24 protein-coding genes are annotated in these 25,237 nt (G+C 65.8%); 13 read left to right on the plus strand and 11 right to left on the minus strand.

Going from position 1 to position 25,237, the window contains the following annotated elements:
* Positions 1 to 19: 19 nt before the first annotated feature.
* The 5 genes from NU688_RS14310 (at position 20) to NU688_RS14330 (ending at position 4,394) form a co-directional block, all read left to right on the plus strand.
* Entirely contained in the window at positions 20 to 1,018 is a 999-nt protein-coding gene (locus tag NU688_RS14310) for a tripartite tricarboxylate transporter substrate binding protein (protein WP_257861332.1), read from the plus strand.
* Between the two features lie 84 nt (positions 1,019 to 1,102).
* Positions 1,103 to 2,149 carry a TRAP transporter substrate-binding protein gene (locus tag NU688_RS14315; RefSeq protein ID WP_257861333.1) on the plus strand — a complete coding sequence of 349 codons (1,047 nt, stop codon included), beginning with the start codon at positions 1,103 to 1,105 and terminating at the stop codon, positions 2,147 to 2,149.
* 3 nt (positions 2,150 to 2,152) lie between these two features.
* Positions 2,153 to 2,677: a TRAP transporter small permease gene (locus NU688_RS14320; RefSeq protein ID WP_257861335.1), complete on the plus strand. Its 525-nt coding sequence runs from the start codon at positions 2,153 to 2,155 to the stop codon at positions 2,675 to 2,677.
* On the plus strand, positions 2,674 to 3,975 hold the full coding sequence (locus NU688_RS14325) for a TRAP transporter large permease (protein ID WP_257861336.1): 1,302 nt from the start codon (positions 2,674 to 2,676) through the stop codon (positions 3,973 to 3,975). The genes NU688_RS14320 and NU688_RS14325 overlap by 4 nt, the downstream gene beginning before the upstream one ends.
* Complete coding sequence (locus NU688_RS14330; RefSeq protein ID WP_257861337.1) at positions 3,975 to 4,394, plus strand: thioesterase family protein; 420 nt, start codon at positions 3,975 to 3,977, stop codon at positions 4,392 to 4,394. Before NU688_RS14325 ends, NU688_RS14330 begins: the two co-directional genes overlap by 1 nt.
* A 4-nt stretch (positions 4,395 to 4,398) precedes the next feature.
* On the opposite strand, the gene NU688_RS14335 is transcribed toward NU688_RS14330, so the two are convergent.
* From NU688_RS14335 to NU688_RS14360, 6 genes are read right to left on the minus strand one after another with little or no spacing between them, the layout of a single operon-like run.
* Positions 4,399 to 4,869: a low molecular weight protein-tyrosine-phosphatase gene (locus NU688_RS14335; protein ID WP_257861338.1), complete on the minus strand. Its 471-nt coding sequence runs from the start codon at positions 4,867 to 4,869 to the stop codon at positions 4,399 to 4,401.
* A complete protein-coding gene (locus NU688_RS14340) occupies positions 4,866 to 6,077 on the minus strand; it encodes an acyl-CoA dehydrogenase family protein (RefSeq protein ID WP_257861339.1) in 1,212 nt (403 codons plus the stop codon). The genes NU688_RS14335 and NU688_RS14340 overlap by 4 nt, the downstream gene beginning before the upstream one ends.
* Positions 6,046 to 7,032 (minus strand): class I SAM-dependent methyltransferase, encoded by a 987-nt coding sequence (locus NU688_RS14345; protein ID WP_257861340.1) that lies wholly within the window; start codon positions 7,030 to 7,032, stop codon positions 6,046 to 6,048. The genes NU688_RS14340 and NU688_RS14345 overlap by 32 nt, the downstream gene beginning before the upstream one ends.
* Positions 7,029 to 8,603: a class I adenylate-forming enzyme family protein gene (locus NU688_RS14350; RefSeq protein WP_257861342.1), complete on the minus strand. Its 1,575-nt coding sequence runs from the start codon at positions 8,601 to 8,603 to the stop codon at positions 7,029 to 7,031. Before NU688_RS14350 ends, NU688_RS14345 begins: the two co-directional genes overlap by 4 nt.
* Positions 8,600 to 9,838, minus strand: coding sequence for an MFS transporter (locus NU688_RS14355; protein ID WP_257861343.1), 1,239 nt, complete (start codon positions 9,836 to 9,838; stop codon positions 8,600 to 8,602). Before NU688_RS14355 ends, NU688_RS14350 begins: the two co-directional genes overlap by 4 nt.
* Positions 9,816 to 10,199 (minus strand): ectoine synthase, encoded by a 384-nt coding sequence (locus tag NU688_RS14360; RefSeq protein ID WP_257861344.1) that lies wholly within the window; start codon positions 10,197 to 10,199, stop codon positions 9,816 to 9,818. The genes NU688_RS14355 and NU688_RS14360 overlap by 23 nt, the downstream gene beginning before the upstream one ends.
* Before the next feature lie 569 nt (positions 10,200 to 10,768).
* On the opposite strand from NU688_RS14360, the gene NU688_RS14365 reads away from it, so the two are divergent.
* The 4 genes from NU688_RS14365 (at position 10,769) to NU688_RS14380 (ending at position 15,551) form a co-directional block, all read left to right on the plus strand.
* Positions 10,769 to 10,975, plus strand: coding sequence for a hypothetical protein (locus NU688_RS14365; protein ID WP_257861346.1), 207 nt, complete (start codon positions 10,769 to 10,771; stop codon positions 10,973 to 10,975).
* Positions 10,976 to 11,170: 195 nt separating this feature from the next.
* On the plus strand, positions 11,171 to 11,929 hold the full coding sequence (locus tag NU688_RS14370) for a hypothetical protein (protein WP_257861347.1): 759 nt from the start codon (positions 11,171 to 11,173) through the stop codon (positions 11,927 to 11,929).
* 34 nt (positions 11,930 to 11,963) lie between these two features.
* Positions 11,964 to 14,732, plus strand: a complete 2,769-nt coding sequence (mgtA, locus tag NU688_RS14375; RefSeq protein ID WP_257861348.1) for a magnesium-translocating P-type ATPase — start codon at positions 11,964 to 11,966, stop codon at positions 14,730 to 14,732.
* A 102-nt stretch (positions 14,733 to 14,834) separates the two neighbouring features.
* On the plus strand, positions 14,835 to 15,551 hold the full coding sequence (locus NU688_RS14380; RefSeq protein WP_257861349.1) for an MgtC/SapB family protein: 717 nt from the start codon (positions 14,835 to 14,837) through the stop codon (positions 15,549 to 15,551).
* On the opposite strand, the gene NU688_RS14385 is transcribed toward NU688_RS14380, so the two are convergent.
* The 4 genes from NU688_RS14385 to xdhC form a co-directional block, all read right to left on the minus strand.
* The gene (locus NU688_RS14385) at positions 15,552 to 16,994 is read right to left on the minus strand and encodes an NAD-dependent succinate-semialdehyde dehydrogenase (RefSeq protein WP_257861350.1); all 1,443 of its coding nucleotides are present in this window, start codon (positions 16,992 to 16,994) and stop codon (positions 15,552 to 15,554) included.
* Between the two features lie 170 nt (positions 16,995 to 17,164).
* Positions 17,165 to 18,514, minus strand: coding sequence for a glycerate kinase (locus tag NU688_RS14390; protein ID WP_257861351.1), 1,350 nt, complete (start codon positions 18,512 to 18,514; stop codon positions 17,165 to 17,167).
* Positions 18,515 to 18,593: 79 nt separating this feature from the next.
* A complete protein-coding gene (locus NU688_RS14395; RefSeq protein ID WP_257861352.1) occupies positions 18,594 to 19,799 on the minus strand; it encodes a urate hydroxylase PuuD in 1,206 nt (401 codons plus the stop codon).
* A 213-nt stretch (positions 19,800 to 20,012) separates the two neighbouring features.
* Complete coding sequence (gene xdhC, locus NU688_RS14400) at positions 20,013 to 20,819, minus strand: xanthine dehydrogenase accessory protein XdhC (RefSeq protein WP_257861353.1); 807 nt, start codon at positions 20,817 to 20,819, stop codon at positions 20,013 to 20,015.
* A gap of 53 nt (positions 20,820 to 20,872) precedes the next feature.
* Here xdhC and NU688_RS14405 point away from each other — a divergent pair, with 53 nt between their 5' ends.
* Positions 20,873 to 21,370 (plus strand): hypothetical protein, encoded by a 498-nt coding sequence (locus NU688_RS14405; RefSeq protein WP_257861354.1) that lies wholly within the window; start codon positions 20,873 to 20,875, stop codon positions 21,368 to 21,370.
* A 2-nt stretch (positions 21,371 to 21,372) separates the two neighbouring features.
* Here NU688_RS14405 and uraH read toward each other — a convergent pair whose 3' ends face one another.
* Positions 21,373 to 21,723, minus strand: a complete 351-nt coding sequence (uraH, locus tag NU688_RS14410) for a hydroxyisourate hydrolase (RefSeq protein WP_257861355.1) — start codon at positions 21,721 to 21,723, stop codon at positions 21,373 to 21,375.
* 91 nt (positions 21,724 to 21,814) lie between these two features.
* Between uraH and NU688_RS14415 the strand changes: the two genes are divergently transcribed.
* From NU688_RS14415 to uraD, 3 genes are read left to right on the plus strand one after another with little or no spacing between them, the layout of a single operon-like run.
* On the plus strand, positions 21,815 to 22,480 hold the full coding sequence (locus NU688_RS14415) for a GntR family transcriptional regulator (RefSeq protein WP_242630889.1): 666 nt from the start codon (positions 21,815 to 21,817) through the stop codon (positions 22,478 to 22,480).
* Positions 22,481 to 22,488: 8 nt separating this feature from the next.
* Entirely contained in the window at positions 22,489 to 23,454 is a 966-nt protein-coding gene (gene puuE, locus NU688_RS14420; protein ID WP_257861357.1) for an allantoinase PuuE, read from the plus strand.
* A 2-nt stretch (positions 23,455 to 23,456) separates the two neighbouring features.
* On the plus strand, positions 23,457 to 25,235 hold the full coding sequence (uraD, locus tag NU688_RS14425; RefSeq protein ID WP_257861358.1) for a 2-oxo-4-hydroxy-4-carboxy-5-ureidoimidazoline decarboxylase: 1,779 nt from the start codon (positions 23,457 to 23,459) through the stop codon (positions 25,233 to 25,235).
* The last annotated feature ends 2 nt before the right edge of the window (positions 25,236 to 25,237 follow it).

Below are 25,237 nucleotides of genomic sequence, written 5' to 3' on the forward strand. Positions count from 1 at the left end.
ACATCAGAGACAACCCGCCATGACACTCCATCCATTTCCCATCAGGCGCAAGCTGGCGCTCGCCACCACCGCCGTGGCGCTGTTGGCGTTCGCGCACGCGCAGGCCAACACGGGCCCCAACGCCTGGCCCACCAAGCCGATCAAGGTCATCGTCAACTTCCCACCCGGCGGTGCGGCCGACCAGATCGCGCGTGCCATCTCGCAGCCGCTGCAGGAGGCGCTGAAGCAGCCGGTGGTGATCGAGAACCGCGCGGGCGCCAACGGCAATGTCGGCGGCGAGGCAGTGGCGCGCGCGCCGGCGGACGGCTACACGCTGCTGATGAGCTCGGGCGGCATGGTGTCGGTCAACCCGCACCTCTACGCACGCATGAGCTTCGACCCGGCCAAGGACCTCGTGCCGGTGGCTGCCGCCGCGCGCGTGCTGGTGTTCCTGGTGACCAAGCCTTCGCTGCCGCCCGCGAACGTGCAGGAGTTCATCACTTACGTCAAGGCCAACCCCGGCAAGCTGTCGTACGGCTCGCCGGGCAACGGCAGCTCGCCGCACCTGGCGGGCGAAATGTTCAAGAGCCAGGCCAGCCTCTTCGCGCTGCACGTGCCGTACCGCGGCGCGGCCCCCGCGCTGCAGGACCTGCTCGCAGGCCAGCTCGACTACGCCTTCGATCCCGGCATCGCGCTGCAGCAGGTGCGCGCGGGCAAGCTGCGGCTGCTCGCGGTCGGCAGCCCGCGGCGCTCGCCGCTTTTCCCGGACGTGCCCACGCTCGACGAGGCGGGCCTGCGCGGTTTCGATGCCGACACGATGTTCGGCTTCTATGCACCCGCCGGCACGCCGCCGGAGGTGGTGGCGCAACTCAATGCGCAGATCAACCGCGCGCTCGCGCTGCCGGCGGTGAAGGAGCGCATCGCGTCGCTCGGCGGCGAGGCGGTGCCTGGCTCGCCCGCGGACTTCCAGCAGCGCGCCGCCGCCGACTCGCAGCGCTTCGGCGCACTGATTCGCGAAAGGAAGATCGCGGCCGACTGACACCGCCGTCGCATTCCCAGGCTGCTCCCTCGTTGCCGGCATCGGCGCTCCAGAAGATTCACAACACAGAAAGAGAGACAAGACATGCAGACCCCTTCCGCCACGCGCTTTCGCTCCCAGGCGCTCGCGCTCACTGTTGCAGGCTTTTGCACAGCGCTTGGTGCACCGGTCCTCGCGCAGGACAAACCCGTGCAGCTCAAGCTCTCGAGCTGGGTGCCCGCGCAGCACCCGCTCAACCCTGCCCTGCAAGCCTGGGCCGACGACATCAAGAAGGCATCGAACGGCACCCTCACCGCGATCCTGTTTCCGTCGGAGCAGCTCGGCAAGGCCTTCGACCACTACGACATGGCGCGCGACGGCATCGCCGACTTCTCGTACGTGAACCCGGGCTACCAGCCGGGCCGCTTCCCGGTGATGGCGGGCGCGTCGCTGCCCTTCCTGTTCGCCAACGGCAAGGAAGGCTCGGCCGCCATCGACGCCTGGTATCGCAACTACGCGGCCAAGGAGATGAAGGACGTGAAGTACTGCTTCGCGTTCGTGCACGACCCCGGCACCTTCCATTCGCGCAAGAAGATCGTGCTGCCGACCGATGTGAAAGGCCTGAAGGTGCGCCCGGCCACGAGCACAGTGGGCCAGCTGATCACCTCGCTGGGCGGCACCAACGTGCAGGCCTCGGCGCCCGAGTCGCGCGACATGCTCGAGCGCGGCGTGGCCGATGCCATCACCTTCCCATGGGGATCGATCGGCCTCTTCGGCATCGACAAGGTGGTGAAGTACCACATGGATGCGCCGCTCTATGTCACGCCCTTCGTCTGGGTGATGAACAAGGGCAAGTACGACGCGATGTCCGCGGGCCAGAAGAAGGTGATCGACGACCACTGCACCAGCGAATGGGCGCAGAAGGTGGCGGGGCCGTGGGCCGACTTCGAATTCGGCGGGCGCGCGAAAATCGCGGCGCAATCGGGCCACGAGGTCTACAAGCTCACGCCGGAGCAGCTCGATGCATGGCGCAAGGCCGCCGCGCCGTCTGAAGCGCAATGGGCCGAGAGCGTGAAGAAGGCAGGCGAAGACCCGAAGGCGGTGATGGATGCCTTGAAAGGCAGCCTCACGAAATACAAGTCGGCGCTCTGAGCGATGGCAGCCCGGTCCGCCAGCTACATGGACCGCGCGATCAACACGATCGAATGGCTCGCCGCCATCTTCGTGGGGATCGTTGCGCTCAACATCTTCGTGGCCGTGGTGCTGCGCAAGTTCTTCGACACCTCGATTCCCGACGCCTACGACTTCGGTCGCATGCTGCTGGGCATCCTGATCTTCTGGGGCATCGCGGCCACCAGCTACCGGGGCGGCCACATCACGGTCGACCTGGTGTGGACGGCGGCGGGGCCGCGCATGAAGCGCGTGATCGACGTGTTCGCCACGCTCGTTCTCCTGTTCGTGGTGGCGGTGCAGACCGCGATGCTGTTCGACAAGGTGCGCGGCACCTACGTGGACAACGTGCTGACCTTCGACATGAACATCCCGACCTGGCCGTTCTACGCGGTCGCCTGGGCGGGCGACGTGTGCGCCGTGCTGCTGATCGCGATCCGCACGTACCGGCTGATCTTCCATCCCGAGCAGCTTGAAGAAATCCACGCTGAACAGAAGGCCGACGAATGAGCCCCGATGCAGTTGCCATCCTGGGCTTCGTCGCCCTCTTCGTCTTGATGCTGTTGCGCGTGCCGGTGGGCATGGCGATGGGCCTTGTCGGCGTTGTCGGCTACAGCTACCTCGTGGGTCCCGGGCCCGCGCTGAAGCTGGTCGGCCAGACCTCCATGCGCACCGTGACCGACTACACCTTCGGCGTGATCCCGATGTTCATGCTGATGGGTGCGCTGGTGTCGGTGTCGGGCGTGAGCCGCGAGCTCTTCAAGGCCGCCAATTCGATGATCGGCCACCTGCGCGGCGGCCTGGGCGTCGCCACCGTGGTGGCCTGCGGCGGGTTCGCCGCGATCTGCGGCTCGTCGGTGGCCACGGCCGCCACGTTCTCGGCGGTGGCGTATCCGGAGATGCGGCGCTTCAACTACCCGCAGTCGTTCTCCACCGGCGTGATCGCGGCGGGCGGCACGCTCGGCGCGATATTGCCGCCGTCGACCGTGCTCGCGGTCTACGCCATTCTCACGCAGCAGGACATCGGCAAGCTCTTCATGGCGGGCATCGTGCCGGGCATCCTGGCGATGGCGATGTACGTGATGACCATCGCGATCATCGTGAAGCTCCGGCCCGACTGGCTGCCCGGCGGCGAGATCAAACCGTGGTCGGAGCGCTTCAAGGACCTGCGCAATGTGTGGGCGCCGCTGGTGCTGTTCGTGTTCGTGATCGGCGGGCTCTACGGCGGCTTCTTCACGCCGACCGAGGCGGGCGGCGTAGGCGCAAGCGGCGCGTTCATCCTCGGGCTCGTCAGGCGCAAGCTCGACGGCCCGAAGATCCGCGAGGCGCTGCTCTCGGCCACGCGCACAGCGGCGGCGGTGTTCACGGTGCTGATCGGCGCGCTGCTGTTCGGCTACTTCCTCACCATCACGCAGAGCCCGCAGAAGCTCACCGAATTTCTGACGGGCCTGGGCATCGGTCGCTACGGCGTGCTCGCGCTCATCATGCTGATGTACCTGGTGCTCGGCTGCCTGATGGACGCAATGGCGATGATCATCCTCACGGTGCCCATCATCTTTCCGGTGATCGTTCATCTGGGCTTTGACCCCATCTGGTTCGGCGTGATCATCGTGATGACGGTGGAGCTGGGGCTCATCCATCCACCGGTGGGGATGAACGTCTTCGTCATCAAGAGCGTGGTGAAGGATGTGAGCTTCACCACCATCTTCAAGGGCGTGCTGCCGTTCATCGTGACGGACATCGTGCGCCTGGTGATCCTGATCGCGTTCCCGGTCATCGCGCTGTGGCTGCCAACGAGAATGGGCTGATGAGCACACACAAGGAAATCGTCTACACCGCACACGTCGAATTCGGCGACTGCGACCCGGCCGGCATCGTCTGGTTTCCCAACTTCTTTCGCTGGATCGATGCAGCCTCGCGGCATTTCTTCGCCGGCTGCGGCGTGCCGCGCTGGGAAGAAACCACGAAAACGATCGGCGTGATCGGCACGCCGCTGGTCGACACGCACACGCGCTTCGTGAAGGCCGCGAGCTACGGCGACACGCTCGAGATCGCGGTGCGCATCACCGAGTGGCGCGACAAGAGCTTCGTGCAGACCTACCGCGTGGCGCGCGGCGAAGACCTGATCCTCGAATGTGAAGAGGTACGGATCTTTGCTGCGAAGCGCGAAGGCGGCGGCATCCGTGCGGTGCCGATTCCGGCGGACATTCGCGCGCTCTGCGAATAGCCAGTCAGCAGGCCCTGGCCCGGAGCTTCGCGAGCAGGCCGTCGACGCCGCGATCGATCAGGTCGAAGGCTTCGACGAAGGCCTGCTGGCCGCCATACCAGGGGTCGGGCACATCGCCTTCGTCATCCTCGGAAAATTCGGTGAGCAGGTGCACCTTGTGGGCAGTGCCCGCGGGTGCGAGACGGCGCAGCGCCGCGCAATGCTGCGCGGTCATGCCGACGATCCAGTCGAAGCGCTCGAAGTCGCCGGCACGAACCTGCCGTGCGCGGTGCGCAGGCATCTCGATGCCGCGCCGGCGCGCCTCGGCGATCGAACGTGGATCGGGCGGGTTGCCGCGCTCCTCGTCGGAGATGGCGGCGCTGTCGACATCGACGGAAATGCCTGCGAGGCGGGCCTTGTGCAGCAGGAGCGCGTGGGCAGTGGGGGACCGGCAGATATTCCCGGTGCAGACGAACAGGACGGCAATTTCTTTCATGCGTACTCAGCGGGGTCTAGCAGGCCCGAAGCATAGGCTGCAAATGCGCGATCCCGGCCGATGTCTACATGGGACGCCATGACCTGCAGATCACGCCAATGACGCTGAATCGGATTCGCCCTGGATGCGCCGGAGGCCCCCAGTTGTCGAATCAATCGCCCCACCGCTTGCAAGCAGAGCTGCGCCAGGTACGCCCGATCACGCTTGACGATGGCCAGCTCCCAAGGCTCGATCGCCCGCCGTGCAACGCCTGCCCCATGCAGCCTGGCGCACAGCGCTTCATACAAGCGGGCGGCGCAGGCAAGCTCCGCGGCGCTCTCGGCCAACCGATCGCCGGCTGCGGCGCTCCGGAGATTCGGGGACTGCAGGCGCGCGGCGCCGATGTATTCGTTCAATGCGCCCTCGGCGGCACCGAGGATCGGCCCAACGATCCAACTCGTGCAGTAGGGCAGGAGTGGCACGTGGCAGAGGTAGGCGTCCGCATTGACCTTCGCGCCGGCCGGATCGGCAGCGAAGCATTCCGCTTTGGAAACGGTCCATTTTTCGACCACGAACACGTCGTCGAAGCGGATGTCGTTCGATCCCGTTGCCAGCATGCCAACGGCATCCCAGGTGTCCACGATCTGTGCGTGCGACGCGGGGACGACCACCTTGAGGACCGTCGGCAAACCGTCATCGCCGCCTCCGCACGGGCCCGCCACGATGATCCAGTTGGCATGGTCGATTGCCGACGCGAATCGCCAGGTGCCGTTCAAACGAACGCCGCCCGGCACCCGTGCAATGGTCCCAGTGGTGGGGGCAGATGCCGTTGCGACCAGCTGGTGCGGACCGTCTGCAAATACCTCGGTCTGGCATTCCAGGGAAAGCCGGCCCATCGTTGCGATGTGTCCGCCCACAAGACTGATCGCCCATCCGGTAGAAGCGCATGCACGGGCGGCAATGCGCGAGGCTTCCACGATGCTCGGCCATCCCAGCTCGAGCCCGCCGAATTTTCTTGGCGCAAGGATTCGAAGCAGCCCGGCTGCGTGCAATTGCGCGATCGCTTCCCGGGACAAGCATCGCGCCGCCTCGCTTGCTGCGGCGTGCTCCCTCCAGACGGGCACAAGCGCCTCGGCGCGCTGGCACAAGGCCCGGTGCTCGGCGCCGTAGTCCGCAGCGCCAGGAATCGACTCCGCCTCAGGCAAGCTTGCGGGGAAGATCGGCTTCAAAACAAAACTCCGCTGGAATGGCAGGAAGGCCCAGGATGGAAACAAACCGCGCGATCCGGTCTGCATCGTTCGACGCAACGAACTCGTAGAAATTCGTGCTGTTCCACAACAGATAGACGTGCGCGAACTGCGATCGGATGGCCCGCAGCAACACGTCGAACTCCACCTGCCCGTTGTGCATCTGGGTGAGCATCTGATTGCGCTTCCATGCCACCTCCTCGGGCGTGAAGTAGTGAAGCTTGTGCAGATCGTCTTTCGCCCGTTCGCGAAGTTCGTAGACCGCCTGATCCGGATGATTCAGCTTCTCCAGAAAGAAGATCAGCCCATCCGGCTTCAGAAGCTTCGACACATGCCCGATCTGCTGTTCACGGTCCTGCCCGTAGAACTGGAATGCCGCGGTCTCGTAGATGAAATCGAATCCCTCGCGAAATTCGGGAAACGAAGTTTCTTCGCGCAGAACGCCCGCATCGATTCGCAAGAACGACTGGGGACAGAATTGCGATCTCTCGGGGTCGGCGAACCGATCGAAATGCTGCTGATTGGCCTGGTTGGGCGAACTCGTCAGCGTCTTGATCTTTCCTTGCGAGTAGGTCGCCAACGCGCGTCCGTTCGTGCCGTCGAAGGCGTCGACTTCGTAGAAGCCGAACACCCTCTTCGGGGCGTCGTGCGACGACTGCACGAGCCTCTCGAGCGCGACGCCCACGCGGCTCATTTCCTCGAGGATGCAAGGCACGCTGGCAAGAAAGTGCGTAAAGAGAGGTCCTGCCCGCTCGACCACGAGGTCGTGGTACTTCAAGACCTCGGAATCGGCAATTCGATCGGGTATGCGCGTTCGGACCGATTGGCGCGGCACCTGGGTTTTTCCGGTCGCCAGGTCATCGAAGTAACCGGCCATGCGCACCATCGCCGATTCGTTCAGGTACTCGTCGGCCCCGAAGGGCGTTGTCGTTTTCATATCTTCTTCGCTCCCAAAATACCACTCGCACACAGATGTTCCGCCATCTCTCGCCTGGAGGCCTTTCCGCCAAAAGTGCGTGGCAGGACCTCCATGAACAAGAAAAGCTCCGGGATTTCTCGCTGCTTCAGGTTGCTTGCGCAATGCGCTTTCAGTTCCTCTTCGGAGACATTGCATCCGATGCGCAGCACGAGGCACGCACACAGAAAGCCCGACGGGTCGTTGCCACGAACCGGAAGCACCATCGCTTCGGAAACTGCGGGATGACACAGCAGTTCGCGCTCGACATCGCGCGGGTTGAGCATCACGCCGTCCCTGAAGAGCATGTCGTCCTTGCGGCCAACGAAATACAGATAGCCGTCCTCGTCCATCCGAAACAGGTCACCGGTCAGGAACAGGCTTCTTCCATCCACGAAGTTGCGCTTCAACACCTTCGCCGTCAATTCCGGCTGGTTCCAGTAGCCCTGCATGACAAGGTCGCCCATCACGCCGAGCTCTCCGATCCGATGGCTCGCCTCGATGACAGCGCCCTCTTGATCGAAGAGAAGCGTTTGCACACCGGGAATCGCTTTTCCAACCGAGCCGGGACGCCGTTCGAGTTGCTCCGGGGCGAGGTACGCGATCCGCTTGCACTCGGTCATTCCGTAGTTCGAGAAGATCCGGACTTCGGGATAGGTTTCGCGAATCCTTTCGATATGCCGGACCGGCAGCACATCGCCACTGCTGGAGATGTATCGCAGCGCGGGCAGCGGTGGCAGCACCTCGGCCTCGAGCATGTGAAGGAGCGCAGGTGGAAAGACCTGCAATGCCGTGATCTCTTCGTCGCGAAGAATGGCCCCGACCTCCTCGCTCCGTGCGGGCAACACGCTTTTCACGACAGCCGTTGCGCCCAGCAACAGCGGCATCGTGACGTTGTAGAAGCCGTAGTCCGAACTCAGTCCGGCAGTGAAACTCAACACCCTGTCTGCACGATGGGTGCCCAGGTAGCCGGTGACCGAATGAAATGCGGCCGTCATGTTGCGGTGACTGACCAGGACGCCTTTCGGCTTTCCCGTCGACCCCGACGAATAGAAGATCGCAGCCGGTCGATCCAGCCCTTGCGGCCGCGCCGCATCGACGTAATCGGTGCACCGTGAACGAGCTTGGGGATCGGCCGATCTCCACGCCTCCAACAATGCTCCCGCCCCTCCGTGAAACCATCGCCGGACGGCCGTTTGCCTCGACAGCGCAGATGTGTCGACGCTGCGATCCGTGACCAGCACGGTCGCACCGCAGTCGGCCACGAGGTCGATGAACTGCCCCTCTTCGCACAGGTGGCTGATCGTCGCAAGAATGCAGCCCTCCCGCATGACAGCGAAAGCCGATGCGACGGCCGCCGGGGAAATTGCACAGCTCAGGCCGACACGATCGCCGGGCAATACGCCCGCGTGCTTCAGCATGCGGGACACCTGCAGCTCGGTGCGCGCCAGCTCCGCGAAGGTGGCGGTTATTCCGTCAACTTCGATCGCAGTCTTGCCGGGATCGAGAAGCGCCGCCGCCTCGAACAATTCATGGAAGAAGCCCACCATCATTCGGCGCGCTCGGCCATTGCGGGTCGGCCGCCGGCCAGCACCGAGAGGCAACCCAGCAACGCCATGCCCAAGGTGAGGACGAGGATGACCCTGCCCGCGGTCCATTCGGTCGCGAAGGCGCCGATGGCCAGGCCGGCCAGGGGCTGCGTCAGGTTGTTGAGCAGCGTCATCACGCCCGTCGTCTTTCCATAGTCCGCCGTGGGAATCACGCGCTGGCGACTGCTGCGCAGGTAGATGTTGAACATCTTGTCGAAGCCGATCACCAGCAGGTATCCCGCCGCGTATCCCCAGGCGCCGGGACTGAGCGCCGTCAGGAGCCCGCCCACCACCATCAACGAGAACCCGGCAAGGCCCAGCCTCTGCACGGGGATGGAAATGTGGGCAATGCCCATGAGAACGAGCACCGTGACGATGGCGCCGGCGGTCTGCAGCGCACCGTAGTACCCGGCCGTTTGTGCGTGAACACCCGTGACGAGTGCCGCCGACGATGCAAGCGTGACGCCCACCACCAGGTTGACGCCCGCCGCCTGGATGACGAGCCTTCGCAGGCCGGGCAGGCCGATCACGTGGGCGAGTGCCGTCTTCATGGCGGCGACCATGTTGCCCTGCGCCGTTTCGCGCGGCCTCAACCGGACCCTGGTGGTGCGCCGCCAATAGGTCATGGCGCCATCGGCGAGCACGAAGATGATGGCGGTGATCCCCACGGCAGCCTGCCAATGGACCTGCATCAGCAGAACCGCGGCAACCACCGGTCCCAGAACCGCCCCCAGTTGATCGGCGGTCTGGGAATACGCCAGCACTTTCTCGAACCTGTGCTTCTTGAAGACCTGCGGCAATATCACTTCGCGCGCCATCGCGCCCTGGGTGGTCAGCACCCCGCAAAGGGCAGAGACGGCGATCAACCAGCCCACGCCGCCGAAGACCGAAGCGCAGATGGCGCCCGAGGCGCAGATGACGGCACGCAAGACCTGACTCCACCGCATCAGGCGCACCGGGGAAATGCGATCGCACAGGGCCCCGCAGATCGGGAATGATAGAAAGCGGGGGAACGCCTCCACCGCAAACGCCAGCCCCGACCACCCGACATCCTGCGTGGTCTGGAACACCACGAGCGGCACCAGGAACAGCAGCACCTGGTCGGCAATCTTCGACAGGAACAGCGACGCGAGGAAGGCCAGGAAGTTGGCCCGCGGCGAGCTCGATTCCGCCGGTTCAGTAGGCGGAGCCATCTGCATTCTTCAGGTCATGGCGCTCGTGCCCCTTGAGGGGTGGATTGAAGATGCTCAGCAGCACCAGGTCTTTCGATCCGCCGCGCAGAAAGTGCCTGTCGTGCTTGTTCAACACGTAGAGATCACCGGGGCGGATCGCATGGACATTGCCATCCATGTCCTGGACTTCGCCTTCACCGGCAATGCAGTAGCACGCTTCCAGGTGATTGCGGTATTGGAGCAATGACTCCGTTCCGGCTCGGACCACCGTGTGGCATACGGTGAACCCCATCTCGTCTTTTTCTGTCAGCAGCCGATGGCTCGTTCCACTACCCCATTCCACCAGCAGACCCGACTTCTCCACATCGCGAAGATTTCGTACGAACACTTTTGCTCCCTGCAAATTGTTTGCGATCGTTCTTGCTCATCGCAGCGAGACTTCTCGCGATGGCGCATGAATTCTCCGAGTAACGATTGCAAAGTTCGATACTTTTCCAGTCGGCGATTGATGCACAGATGACCGAACGGCGGCCGACGACAAAGGAGCACATGCTGTCTTGCGTCGAATTGAAAGCCGGTTGAAAGGTTGCGGCGCGGCACGAGGCGAAATCGCAACAGCGAGGCGATAACGACCCTGCTGGCATTGCAGGACAAGCGCTAAAAGGTTGACGCTCATTGTGACGCGGTGCAACAATCCTGCATCTTTACTTCGGAGCCCCGTGCGTGGACAGTGCCAGTTGGATCAGTGACAAGAAGACGCGTGCCTCGGCAGGCGTGACACATCCGGCCCTCTAGCGCAGGCTCTCTCGCGCTGTGGCCGCCGTGCACGCAGCGTGACCCGTTCGCCATTCAGGCCAGCGGTTCTCCCCTTCCGAAATCCGTCGTTCTCCGTCACTGACTTATTCAGTCAGCTTGCGTGTCCGTGCGCGAGGCCCTTCACTGCGAAGGAGCCTTGTCATGCGTCAAATTCAAACTCGTCAGCAGCAGCAACAGCAGCCGATGCAGGAACCCGTTCGCCCGTCGGCGCACGTGCCCGCGCACGCAGCGACGGCGCAGGACGTCGAGAACGAAACGCTCGACCGGGCCGCCGCGCTCTGGACCACGCGGCGCATCCGCAGCTTCTTCCTGCTGCTCGAGCAACCGCCCCGCACAGTGCAGCGCTGACGCACTCGCACACCGGACCGCACCGCAGACCGCAAGGAGGCCACCATGGACCCCGCCCCTCTCTGGCGCCGTAGCGCGCCCCATCCATCGATGCCCACCACAACGCAGCGCGCCATGCTGCGGAGGATGCCTGCCGGCTGATTGAAGCGGGAGGTTCTTCCTTCGCGGGCGCCGCACCCGAAGGAGAACCTCACCATGACCCGCGAACGCCTGCGGCGTGTCGTGCGGCGAACGGCCACGGCCGCCCGCCTCACCACACCCCGCCACTACCCTCACCGTCCTTTGCCTCGCCTGTGGGCGGCATACCTCTGCGGCCTCGCGGCAACGCAGACGCATGCCGCCGGTGGACACCATTCGGTGGACGACGCCGCGATCCTCGATGCGGGCCAATGCCAGGTCGAGACCTGGACCGACCGGCACGCGAACAACGCGCAAGGGCTGATCCACATCGGCCCGACCTGCCGCGTCGGCGCGGTCGAGCTCGGGCTGAACCTCGAGCGCGAACGCGGCGGCGAAGGCCGCACCGTACGCGCCGGTCCGCAGATCAAGTGGGCCTTTGCGATCAACGACAGCCTGAGCGCCGGCGTGCTCGCCACGGCCGCCTGGCAAGGCGACACGCGCGCCACCGCATTGCGTTTCGCCAGCAGCAGCGTCGTGATTCCCGTGACCTGGCAGATCGACGACAGCTGGCGCGCGCACATCAACCTGGGTCGCGACTTCCATCGCGCGCAACCCAGCACCAGCCATTCGGGCGCGGCCATCGAATGGAGCGCCCTGCCCTCCGTCTCGTTCGTCGCCGAGCGCTTTCGCGAAGGCGGCGGCAACGCATGGCGCACCGGTGTGCGCTGGACGCCGGTGCAGGCGCTGAGCGTCGACCTGAGCCGTGCACGCGGCCTGCGCGCCGACGCCCCCGCGTGGTGGACGCTGGGCCTCACCTGGGCCTTCGCTCGCTGACCCCCATCGCTTCCTTCATCAAGGAGAAAACAAAATGAAAAAAAACGTCCTGAAGTCCCTCTTCGAGAGCTTCCTGCGCAGCCGCCACATGCTGCATCACTTCGAGCGCTGGCAGACGCTGCTGGGCTCCAAGCCCGTCGGCGTGAGCTCGGTCGCGATGCCGCCCGACATCGCGAAGGCGCTGGCCACCGCATCGCGCACCGACGCCGGCGAGATGCTCGTCAAGCTCAACAGCTCGCCGCAAGGTTTGAGCGAAGGCCACGCGCAGGTGCTGCGCAAGCGCCTGGGCAGCAACGAGGTGCGCCACGAGCAGCCGCTGCCGTGGTGGACGCACCTGTGGCAGTGCTACCGCAACCCCTTCAACCTGCTGCTGACGGTGCTGGCGCTGATCTCCTACGTGACCGAGGACATGAAGGCCACGCTCGTGATCGGCAGCATGGTGGTGCTGTCGACGGTGCTGCGCTTCCTGCAGGAGTCGCGCTCCAACAAGGCGGCCGAGCGCCTCAAGGCGATGGTGAGCAACACGGCCACGGTGCTGCGGCCAGCGCCGGGCCGCAAGGCAGGCGCCGCAGGCGACGAGGGCTTCGATGCCACGCACGCGGGCACGGTGCGCGTCGAGGTGCCGATGCGCGACCTCGTGCCGGGCGACGTGATCGCGCTCTCGGCCGGCGACATGATCCCGGCCGACTGCCGGCTGCTCACCGCCAAGGACCTCTTCATCAGCCAGTCCGCGCTGACGGGCGAGGCGATGCCGGTCGAGAAGTTTTCCATCGACCGCGGCGACCACGAGGCCGGCGTGCTCGAGCGCGAGAACCTGCTCTTCATGGGCACCAACGTGATCAGCGGCACCGCCACCGCACTCATCGTGCACACCGGCGACCGCACCTTCTTCGGCGCCCTTGCGCAGCGCGTGACCGCCACCGACCGCGGCACCAGCGCCTTCCAGGCGGGCATCAACCGCGTGAGCTGGGTGCTGATCCGCTTCATGCTGGTGATGGCGCCGCTGGTGCTGGTGATCAATGGCGTGGCCAAGGGCGACTGGTGGGAAGCGGCGCTGTTCGCGCTGTCGATCGCGGTCGGTCTCACGCCCGAGATGCTGCCGATGATCGTGACCGCCACGCTCGCCAAGGGCGCGGTCGTGATGTCGCGCCAGAAGGTGATCGTCAAGCGCCTCGAGGCGATTCACAACTTCGGCGCGATGGACGTGCTGTGCACCGACAAGACCGGCACGCTGACGCAGGACCGCATCGTGCTGGAGCGCCACACCAACGCATGGGGCGAGGGCTCCAACCATGTGCTGCAGCTCGCCTACCTGAACAGCTTTCACCAGACGGGTTTGAAGAACCTGCTCGACAAGGCGGTGCTGAACCACGCCGAGATGCAACCCGAGACACGGCTGCAGACGGCCTACCGCAAGATCGACGAAGTGCCCTTCGACTTCTCGCGCCGCCGCATGTCGGTGGTGGTGGAGAACGGCGGCAGCGAGCACCTGCTGATCTGCAAGGGTGCGCTCGAAGAGATCCTGTCGGTGTGCACGTCGGTCGAGCGCGGCGCCGAGGTGCTGGCGCTCGATGCGGAGCTGCTCGCTCGCATCCACAGCGTGGCCTCGGAGTTGAACCAGCACGGCCTGCGCGTGGTGGCCGTCGCCAGCCGCACGCTGGCCACCGAGGCACGCAAGCCCGCCTACAGCGTGGCCGATGAATCGGGCCTCACGCTGCTGGGCTACGTGGCCTTTCTCGATCCGCCGAAGGAATCGACCGCGCCCGCATTGCGCGCGCTGGCCGAGCACGGCGTGGCGGTGAAGGTGCTGACGGGCGACAACGAACTCGTCACGCGCAAGGTCTGCGGCGACGTGGGCATCGAGGCCGGCCACATCGTGCTCGGCCGCGAGATCGAGGACCTGCGCGACGACGAACTGCGCGTGCTGGTCGAAAAGCACCAAGTGTTCGCCAAGCTCACGCCCGCGCACAAGGAGCGCATCGTTCACGCGCTGCATGCCAACGGACACGTGGTGGGCTTCATGGGCGACGGCATCAACGACGCACCGGCGCTGCGCGCGGCGGACATCGGCATCTCGGTGGACGGCGCAGTGGACGTGGCCAAGGAGTCGGCCGACATCATCCTGCTGGAAAAGAGCCTGATGGTGCTGGAGCAAGGCGTGGTCGAGGGTCGCCGCACGTTCGCCAACATGCTCAAGTACATCAAGCTCACCGCGAGCTCGAACTTCGGCAATGTGTTCTCGGTGCTGGTGGCGAGCGCATTCCTGCCCTTCCTGCCGATGCTGCCGCTCCACTTGCTGGTGCAGAACCTGCTGTACGACGTGTCGCAGATCGCGATTCCGTTCGACAACGTGGACGAGGAATTCCTCAAGTCGCCGCAACAATGGAACCCGGCGGACCTCGGGCGCTTCATGGTGTTCTTCGGGCCGCTGAGCTCGGTGTTCGACATCCTGACCTACACGGTGATGTGGTACGTGTTCGCGGCCAACACGGTGGAACACCAGACGCTGTTCCAGTCGGGCTGGTTCATCGAGGGGCTGCTGTCGCAGACGCTCATCGTCCACCTGATCCGCACCCGCAAGATCCCGTTCCTGCAAAGCCGCGCGGCCTGGCCGCTGCTGGCGATGGGTGCTGCGATTGCGGCCGTAGGCATCTGGCTGCCGATGGGGCCGCTCGCGCACTACTTCAAGCTGCAGGCGCTGCCGCTGGCTTACTTCCCGTGGCTGGTGGCGATGCTGGTGGGATATGCGGTGCTGACGCAGACCGTCAAAGGCTGGTATGCGCGGCGGTATGGGTGGCAGTGAGGGTTTTGTTCAGGGCGGGTGATCAACGACCGCCCTGAAAAGCTACACGCAGATGACACCCAAACCCCGCACACTGGCGCAAAACATCGGAGGATGCATCGGATGCAAGCCATTCAAAACTTCAACCTTCCTTCGCTGCTCGACACCTTCGTCAGCGTGGCGATCGCCTTCACCCTCGGCTCGCTGATCGGCCTGGAGCGCCAGATACGCCAACGCGCCGCGGGCCTGCGCACCAACACGCTCGTAGCGGTGGGCGCTGCGGTGTTCGTGGACATGGCGAATCGCCTGCACGGCCACGACGGAGCCGTGCATGTGGCGGCCTACGTGGTCTCGGGCATCGGCTTCCTGGGAGCGGGCGCGATCATGAAGGAAGGCACCAACATCACGGGCCTGAACACGGCGGCCACGCTGTGGGGGTCGGCGGCGGTGGGCGCCTGCGCGGGCGCGGACCTGATCGGTGAGGCGATGATCGCCGCGCTGTTCGTGCTGGCCAGCAACACGCTTCTGCTGCCGGTGGTCAACCGCATCAACCGCCGTCCGATCAAGGAAGAATCGAGCGAAGCGACCTACACGGTGCGGGTGATCTGCTCGCGCGCAGCGCGGCCCGAGGTGATGGACCAGCTGCTGCTCCTGCTCGAAGCCGCGAACTACCCGGTGCGCGATGTCGACCAGCACGCCTTCGGGCCGGCCGACACGGAAATCGAAGCGACGCTGTATGCCACCGCGGTCGAGCCGTTGGAGCTCGACCAGGTGATCACGGAACTCGAAGCGCTCGATGGCGTCCAGCAGGCCTTCTGGAACGCCAGCGCAGACGACTGATTAAACGCCGAGGATCGACACGGCCTTGGTGTTGAGGTAAGCCTCGAGCGCCTCGGGGCCGCCCTCCGAACCGTAGCCCGAATCCTTCACGCCGCCGAACGGCATTTCCGGCGACGGGGTGGCGGGCTGGTTGATCCACAGCATGCCGAGTTCGAGCTTCTGGCTCAGCAGGTGCGCGCTCTTGATCGACTTGGTGAAGGCGTAGCCGGCCAGGCCGAAGGGCAGGCGGTTGGCTTCGGCGATGGCTTCTTCGAGCGTATCGAAACCGCGGATCGCGGCGATGGGGCCGAAGGGTTCGTTGTTGAACACGTCGGCGTCCAGCGGCACGTCGGTCAGCACGGTGGGGGCGAAGAAGTTGCCCGAATCGCCGATGCGTTCGCCGCCGGCCGCCACGGTGGCGCCCTTCTTGCGCGCATCTTCCAGCACGTAGGCCATCGCGGTGAGGCGGCGTGCGTTGGCCAGCGGGCCGATGGTCGTGCCTTCGGCGAGGCCGTCGCCGAGCTTCAGGCCCTCGGTGTACTTGACCAGCGTGCGAGCGAACTCTTCGCGCAGGCTGTTGTGCACCAGGAAGCGGGTGGGCGAAATGCAGACCTGGCCCGCATTGCGGAACTTGGCGGCGCCGGCGGCCTTGACGGCCAGGGCGACGTCGGCGTCTTCAGCCACGATCACCGGGGCGTGGCCGCCCAACTCCATCGTCACGCGCTTCATGTGCGAACCGGCCAGGGCGGCCAGTTGCTTGCCGACCGGGGTCGAGCCGGTGAAGGTGACCTTGCGGATGATCGGGTGGGCGATCAGGTAGTTCGAGATTTCAGCGGGGTTGCCGAACACCAGGCCCACGACGCCGGGCGGAATGCCGGCATCGACGAAGGCCTGCAGCAGCGCGGCGGGCGATGCCGGGGTTTCTTCGGGCGCCTTCACCAGGAACGAGCAGCCGGTGGCCAGTGCGGCGCCGAGCTTGCGAACGATCTGGTTGATCGGGAAGTTCCAGGGCGTGAAGGCGGCGACGGGGCCGAGCGGCTCCTTCAGCACGAGCTGCTGCGCGGCCAGGTTGCGCGAGGGCACGATGCGGCCGTAGACGCGGCGGCCTTCGTCGGCGAACCATTCGATGATGTCGGCGGCGGCCAGGGTCTCGCCCTTGGCTTCGGCGAGCGGCTTGCCTTGCTCTTGCGTGAGCAGCTTGGCGATGTCGCCGGCGCGTTCGCGGATGAGGCCGGCGGCGCGGCGCATGACGGCGGCGCGCTCGTTGGCGGGGGTGTTGCGCCATTTGTCGAAACCGCGTTGGGCGGCGGCCAGGGCGCGGTCCAGGTCGGCAATGCTGGCGTGCGCCACCTTGCCGATGGCCTTGCCGGTGGCGGGGTTCACGACGTCCAGCGTCTTGCCGCCGATGGCGTCGACCCATTCGTTGTCGATCAGCAGGCGGGTGTCGGTGTAGGTGGCGGTCATGACGAGCTTTTCCTTCGAGGACTGGATGATGAAAAGGGGAAATCTGGGTGCGCGGCGCGGCACCTGGGGGAGGTGCGCATGCGACAACGGCGGCAAATTGCCGCCGGGTGCGTAGATTAACCCGAGTTAACAGTCTTCGCCGGGGCCCGGAAATCGCCCTTTTTGCCCCGTTACAGGATCAAAAGCGCGCGGAAATCGTTGACGTTGGTGTTCGTCGGCCCGGTCACGAACAGGTCGCCGATGGCGTCGAAATAGCCGTAGGCGTCGTTGCGGTCGAGGTGGTCCGACAGCTTTTTGCCCAGCGCCGTGGCGCGCGCCAGGGTGTCGGGTGTGACGAAGGCGCCGGCGTTGTCTTCCACGCCGTCGATGCCGTCGGTGTCGGCGGCCAACGCCCACACGTTCGGCACGCCCATGAGCGCACCGGCCAGACCCATGCAGAACTCGCCGGCCCGGCCGCCGCGGCCCTTGGCCTGGCCCGGTTGGCGCGGGCGGATCGTGACCGTGGTCTCGCCGCCCGAAAGAATGACGCAGGGCCGGGCGAACGGCTGGCCGCGGTGGGCGGCGGCGCGGGCCAGGGCGGCATGCACCTTGCCGACTTCGCGCGATTCGCCTTCGATCTCGTCGCTGAGGATGTGCGCCTCGATGCCCGCCTCGCGCGCCGCTTTGGCTGCCGCTTCGAGCGACTGCTGGGGCGTGGCGATCATGTGGGTCTCGTGGCCGGTGAAGGCCTTGTCGTCGGGCTTGGGCGTTTCGAGTTCGCCGCTCTGGAGCTGAGCGCGCACGGGCGCGGGCACCTCGATGCCGTAGCGGTCGAGGATGGCGAGCGCATCGGCACACGTCGTCGCATCGGGCACCGTGGGGCCGCTCGCGATGACGGCCGCATCGTCGCCCGGCACGTCGCTGATGGTGAGCGTCACCACGCGGGCCGGTGCACAGGCTGCCGCGAGCCGGCCGCCCTTGATGCGCGAGAGGTGCTTGCGCACACAGTTCATCTCGCCGATGCCGGCGCCGCTGTCGAGCAGTTGCTTGTTGATGCGCTGCTTGTCGGCCAGCGTGAGGCCTTCGGCGGGCAGCACCAGCAGCGACGAGCCGCCGCCCGAGATCAGGCACAGCACGAGGTCGTCTGCCGTGAGCCCTTGCGTGAGCGCGAGGATGCGCTCGGCGGCCTGCTGCCCCGCCGCATCGGGCACCGGGTGCGCGGCCTCGACGATCTCGATGCGCTGCGGCACGCCTTCGGGGCGCGGCGGAATGTGGTCGTAGCGCGTGACGACGAGGCCCGAGAGCGGCGCATCGGCCGGCCACAGGGCTTCGAGCGCCTGCACCATCGAGCCGCCGGCCTTGCCGGCGCCGAGCACCAGCGTGCGGCCTTTCTTCGGGTCCGGCGGCTTGGGCAGGTGGGCGCCCAGCGTGGACAGCGGCAGCGCGCGGTCCACCGCCACGCGGTAGAGGTGTTCGAGGAAGGCGCGGGGGGTTTCGCGCGGATCGGGCGCGGGCCCGAAGGACGAAGTCGATGCGGTCATGGCTTGCTTTGTCTCCATCCGGCAATTGTGCGGGGAGCGGTGGCCCGCCCTCTTGACCGCGGTCTAGTTTGCGAGCGAGCTAGTTCGTCTTTGCGCCGGCCTGGAACCAGCGGCTGATCAATGCGCGCTCTTCGTCGGTGATGTTGGTCGCGTTGTTCATCGGCATGATCTTGGTGACCACGACCTGCTGGTAGATCGCCTGCGCATGCGCCGTGACCTGCTCCGGCGAATCCAGGCGCACGTTCTTCATCTGCACGGCCGCGCCGTGGCACATGAAGCAGCGTTGCTCCAGCACCTTCTGCACGTCGGCATACGCGACTGCGGGCGCCGCTGCTGCAGCCACGGGAGCGGCGGCGGGCTCGGGCTTCATCCAGACGATGGTCAGGCCCAGCACCGCGATGCCGACCATCGCATACGGCAGCGGGTTGCCCGCGTTGCCGAGCTTGAAGCGATGGCGCACCACGAAGAACTGCCGAATGGCCGCGCCGCCGAGCATGATCAGCAGCAGCACCACCCAGTTGTACTTGTGCGTGTAGGTAAAGCTGTAGTGGTTGCTCAGCATCGCGAACAGCACGGGCAGCGTGAAGTAGGTGTTGTGCACGCTGCGCTGCTTGCCGCGCTGGCCATGCACCGGATCGACCGGCCTGCCTTCGCGCAGCGCCGCCACGTTCTTGCGCTGGCCGGGGATGATCCAGAAGAACACGTTGCCGCTCATCGTGGTGGCCATCATGGCGCCCACCAGGAGGAAGGCCGCGCGGCCCGCGAACCACTGGCAGGCCAGCCAGGTCGCGAAGACGATGAAGATCGCGATCAGCACGCCGACGATGGTGTCGCCGTTCTTGCGGCGGCCGAAGACCTGGCAGATGCCGTCGTAGACCATCCAGAACACCACGAAGAAGGCCAGCGCCACGGCGATAGCGGCGCCGGGCTGCCAGTCCATCTTCGACTTGTCGATGAGGTACGTGCTCGCGTTCCACAGGTACGACATGGTGAAGAGCGCAAACCCGGTGATCCAGGTGGAGTAGCTCTCCCAGTACGACCAGTGCAGGTGGTCCGGCAGCTTCTTGGGCGCCAGCGCGTACTTCTGCATGTTGTAGAAGCCGCCGCCGTGCACGGCCCATTGCTCGCCGCCCACGCCCTTGTCGAGCGACTCGGGGTCCTGCGGCTTCTCGAGGCTGTTGTCCAGCATCACGAAGTAGAAGGAGGCGCCGATCCAGGCGATGGCGGTGATGACGTGGACCCAGCGCAGCAGCAGGTTGGCCCAGTCGAGGTAATAGCTTTCCATGTGCTCTCTCGCAACCCTCTAGACGCGTGGGGCGTCGAAGAGGGATTTCAGCCTGCTCACCACTGCGGGCGCTGTAAGCAGAGAAAGTGCCGCGAACGCAGGCTCCATGAAATGGGCCTCGCTCCGCTGCGGCTTATTGTGGACCGAAAGTGTATACAGTTTTGGCAAGGGTCGGGTTGGTTTTTTGCAGCGTCGCCGCCAGGAAAACCCTGTTCAGCCCAGCGATTGCAACAACTGTGCCGCCACCGCGACGGCGATCACCTCGGGTTCCTTGCCGGTGATGCCGGGCACGCCGATCGGGCAGGTGATGCGGGCCAGTTCGTCGGCCGTGAAGCCGCGCGCTTCGAGCCGGTGGCTGAAGGTGGCCCACTTGGTCTTGCTGCCGATGAGGCCGATGTAGGGCAGGTCGTTGCGTGTGCGCAGGCGCTTGAGGCAGGCGATGACGATGTCGAGGTCCTCGGCGTGGCTGAAGCTCATGATGAGCACACGACTGCCCGGCGCGAGCGCGGCCACGGCGTCCTGCACGGGCTCGGAATGCTCGGTGTCGATCTGCGCGGGGAGTTCGTCGGGAAAGACGCCGTCGCGGCTGTCGATCCAGCGCACCGAGAACGGCAGCGCGGCGAGCAATCGCGCGAGCGCGGCGCCCACATGGCCGCCGCCGAACAGCGCCACGGGCTTGAGTTGCGCAACCAGCTCGCGCTGCAACGCGGGTGCATCGGCTGCTGTGATCCGCTCGTACGACAGGTACATCACGCCGCCGCAGCACTGCCCCAAGCTGGGGCCGAGCGGATAGCGCTGGATGCCGTCGATGGCGCGCTTCCCCGCAAGCAGTTCGCGCGCCTCCTGCGTGGCCTGGAATTCGAGCTGCCCGCCGCCAATCGTGGCCGTGAGCGCGTCAGCCCACACCGCCATCCATGTGCCGGCCTCGCGCGGCGCCGAGCCCTGCGTGGACTCGACACGCACCAGCACCGCGTCTTCGGTGCGAAGACGCGCCAGCAGTTGGTCGACCGCACCGCTCATGCCCGATACCTTCGGTTGCCGGGCCCGCGAGGACTCACGGTATAAACCCGGCGATGAATGCCCAGCTTACGCCGCGCCGCCTTGCACTGGCGGCATCCGTTCTTTCGTGCGCCCTCTGGCTCGCCGGCTGCGGAAGCCCAGGGGCAGTGCCCGGCCAGTTGAGCGGCGCCAAGGCCGGCGCATCCGGCGCCGTGCCGCGCGCATCGAATGCGGCCACCGCACGCGACTACCGCCGCGATGCAGCGCGCCACGTCTACGACCTCAACCGGTCGCGCATCTACAGCGGGCAGCTGCCGCCCATGCTCTACGCGGTCGGCACGCTGCAGGTGAACCTCGATACGGGCGGCAAGGTCGTCTCGATGCACTGGTTGCGCGCACCGCAGCATGCGCCCGAGGTTATTGCCGAGATCGAACGCGCCGTGCTGCAGGCTGCGCCCTTCCCGGCCGCCACGCGGCTCGGCGCGGTGACGTGGACGGACACCTGGCTCTGGGACAAGAGCGGCCGGTTCCAACTCGACACGCTCACCGAAGGTCAGCAACAAGGCGACTGACCTCAGGAGCCGCGGTACGTGGAATAGCTCCACGGGCTGACCAGCAGCGGCACGTGGTAGTGCTGGTCGGTGTGCGCCACGCCGAAGTCCAGCGACACCTTGTTGAGGAAATTGGGCTCGGGCAGCTTCACGCTGAGCGCCTTGAAGTAACCCGCCACGTCGAACACCAGCCGGTAGGTGCCGACCTTGATCGAATTGTTGTCGTAGAGCGGACCGTCGCTGCGGCCGTCCGAATTCAGCGTGAAGCGCTTCACCAGCGTCGCGGCATCGCCGTCGGTGGTGTACAGCGCCACTTCCATGCCGGCCGCGGGGCCACCGTGCATCGTGTCCAGTACGTGAGTGCTCAAGCCCATGGGGCGCTCCTTCGAATGTCGAGTCGGGTGCGGGAAATTCCGGTGGACAAAAGTGTATACAGTTACCGGCTTTGGGTCTATCATGAAAAACATGGAGTCCTCCACCACCCGTTCGATCGTCGATGCCCTCACGAAAGCCATCGTCGAGCATCGCCTGCAGCCCGGCACCAAGCTCGCCGAGCAGAAGCTGGCCGATCATTTCGGTGTCTCGCGCACGCTGGTGCGGCAGGCGCTGTTCCAGCTCTCGCAGAACAAGCTGATCCGCCTGGAGCCCGCACGCGGTGCCTTCGTCGCGGCCCCGGCAGTCGACGAGGCCAGGCAGGTGTTCAAGGTGCGCCGCATGCTCGAGGCCGAGATGACGCGCGAGTTCGTGCGCACCGTCACGCCCGCGAAGATCAAGGCGCTGAAGGAACACGTCGCTCTCGAGAAATCCGCCGTTTCGGGTGAAGACATCTCCGGCCGCACCGAACTGCTCGGCGACTTCCATGTGCGCATGGCCGAGCTCATGGGCAACCAGGTGCTGGCGCAGATCCTCGGCGAGCTCATCTCGCGCTGCGCCCTCATCACGCTCATGTACCAGAGCACGAGCGCCGCCGAGCACTCCAACGACGAGCACGCCGACATCGTGAAGGCGCTGGCCGCCCGAGACGAAGAGCGCGCCGTTCGCCTCATGACCGAACACCTGGAACACGTCGAGGCCAACCTGACCTTCGACCGCAAGGTTCCGACCAACGACATCTCTCTCGCGCTGTCCTGATCCACACCATGACCGTCTACGACACCACCCTGCCCTACCCGCGCGACCTCGTCGGCTACGGCCGCAACCCGCCGCATGCCCAGTGGCCGGGCGGCGCGCGCATCGCGGTGCAGTTCGTCCTCAACTACGAAGAGGGCGGCGAGAACGCCACACTGCACGGCGACGCGGGCTCCGAGCAGTTCCTCTCCGAGATGTTCAATCCGGCCAGCTTTCCGGACCGCCACATCAGCATGGAAGGCATCTACGAATACGGCTCGCGCGCAGGCGTCTGGCGCATCCTGCGCGAGTTCGAAAAACGCGGCCTGCCGCTCACGGTGTTCGGCGTGGGCATGGCGCTGGAGCGCTACCCTGAACTGACCGCCGCCTTCAAGGAACTGGGCCACGAAATCGCCTGCCACGGCTGGCGCTGGATCCACTATCAGAACCTCGATGAAGCCACCGAGCGCGAGCACATGCGCCTGGGCATGGAAGCCATCGAGAAGCTCACCGGCGAGCGCGCGCTCGGCTGGTACACCGGCCGCGACAGTCCGCGCACCCGGCGCCTGGTGGCCGACTACGGCGGCTTCGAGTACGACAGCGACTACTACGGCGACGACCTACCCTTCTGGATGAAGGTGCAGAAGACCGACGGCACGGTGGTGCCGCAGCTCATCGTTCCTTACACGCTCGACGTGAACGACATGCGCTTCGCGCTGCCGCAGGGCTACTCGCACGCCGACCCGTTCTTCCAGTACATGAAGGACACCTTCGACGCCCTCTATGCCGAAGGCGACGCGAACGGCGACAACAGCCCCAAGATGATGAGCATCGGCATGCACTGCCGCCTGCTCGGGCGGCCTGGCCGCATCACCGCGCTGCAGCGCTTTCTCGATCACATCGCGCAGCACGACCGCGTGTGGGTCTGCCGGCGCGTGGACATTGCGCGGCACTGGAAGCAGGCGCATCCCTTCACATCGGCCGTCACAGGAAGCTGACCATGAGCCTCACCATCTCCCAACTCAATGCGGCCGTGCCGGCCGAAGCTGTCGCGTTGCTCGACGGCATCTATGAACACTCGCCCTGGATCGCGCAGCGCGCGCTGCCCGCCCGCCCCTTCCGTTCGCTCGCGCACCTGAAGCATGCGCTGGTGCAGGCGCTGGCCGCATCGTCTGCCGACGAACAGATCGGCCTGATCCGCGCTCACCCCGAGCTTGCAGGCAAGGCCATGGTGAGCAAGACGCTCACCGCCGAATCGACCAACGAGCAGAGCAAGGCCGGCCTTACCGACTGCACGCCCGAAGAGTTCGCGAAGATCCAGAAGCTCAACGCCGACTACAACGCGAAGTTCGGCTTTCCCTTCATCCTCGCGGTGCGCGGCCCGCGCGGCACCGGCCTCGCCAAGCGCGAGATCATCGACACCTTCGAGCGCCGACTCTTCAATCATCCGGACTTCGAACTCGGCGAAGCGCTGCGCAACATCCACCGCATCGCCGAGATCCGCCTGAACGACAAGTTCGCGGCCGACATCACGCTCGGCAACGACGTGTGGGACTGGCAGGAACAGCTCGCGGTGCACACCGACCCCGGCTATGCCGAGAAGGGCCAGCTCACCGTCACCTACCTGACCGATGCGCACCGCGCCTGCGCCGCGCAGATCAGCGCGCTGATGCGCGATGTGGGCTTCGACTCGGTGCACATCGATGCGGTCGGCAATGTCGTCGGCCGTTATGAAGGCGCAACGCCCGACGCGAAGACCCTGCTCACCGGCTCGCACTACGACACCGTGCGCAACGGCGGCAAGTACGACGGGCGCCTGGGCATCTTCGTGCCGATCGCCTGCGTGCGCGAACTCGCGCGCCAGGGCAAGCGCCTGCCCTTCGCCTTCGAAGTCGTCGGCTTCGCGGAAGAAGAAGGCCAGCGCTACAAGGCGACCTTCCTCGGCTCGGGCGCGCTCATCGGCCATTTCAACCAGCGCTGGCTCGACCAGAAGGATGCCGACGGCATCACCATGCGCGAGGCCATGCAGCACGCGGGCCTGAAGCAGGAAGACATTCCGAAGATCCAGCGCGATCCGGCACGCTACCTCGGCTTTGTGGAAGTGCACATCGAACAGGGCCCGGTGCTCACCGAACTCGACCTGCCGCTGGGCATCGTCACCGCCATCAACGGCGGCGTGCGCTTCGTGGGCGAAGTGATCGGCACAGCCAGCCATGCCGGCACCACGCCGATGGACCGCCGCCGCGACGCCGCCGCCGCGGTGGCCGAACTCATCCTCTACACCGAGCAGCGCGCCGCGAAAGACGGCGACTCGGTCGGCACCGTCGGCATGCTCGAAGTGCCCAGCGGCTCCATCAACGTGGTGCCGGGCCGCTGCAAGTTCAGCCTGGACATGCGCGCGCCGAACAACGCGCAGCGCGATGCGCTGACCGACGACGTGCTCGCCGAACTCAAGGCCATCTGCGAACGCCGCGGCGTGCGCTACGAGATCGAGGAAAGCATGCGCGCCTCGGCCGCGCCGAGCGCGCCCGCCTGGCAGCAGCGCTGGGAGAAAGCGGTCGACGCGCTGGGCATCCCGCTCTTCCGCATGCCCAGCGGCGCTGGCCACGACGCGATGAAGCTGCACGAGGTGATGCCGCAGGCCATGCTCTTCGTGCGCGGCATCAACTCGGGCATCAGCCACAACCCGCTCGAATCGAGCACCAACGACGACATTCAGCTCGCGGTGCAGGCCTTCCAGAACCTGCTGAACGACCTCGCAGCTGAACAAGCACATTGACT

This window comes from Variovorax sp. ZS18.2.2 (assembly GCF_024701975.1).
Taxonomy (GTDB): Bacteria; Pseudomonadota; Gammaproteobacteria; order Burkholderiales; family Burkholderiaceae_C; genus Variovorax.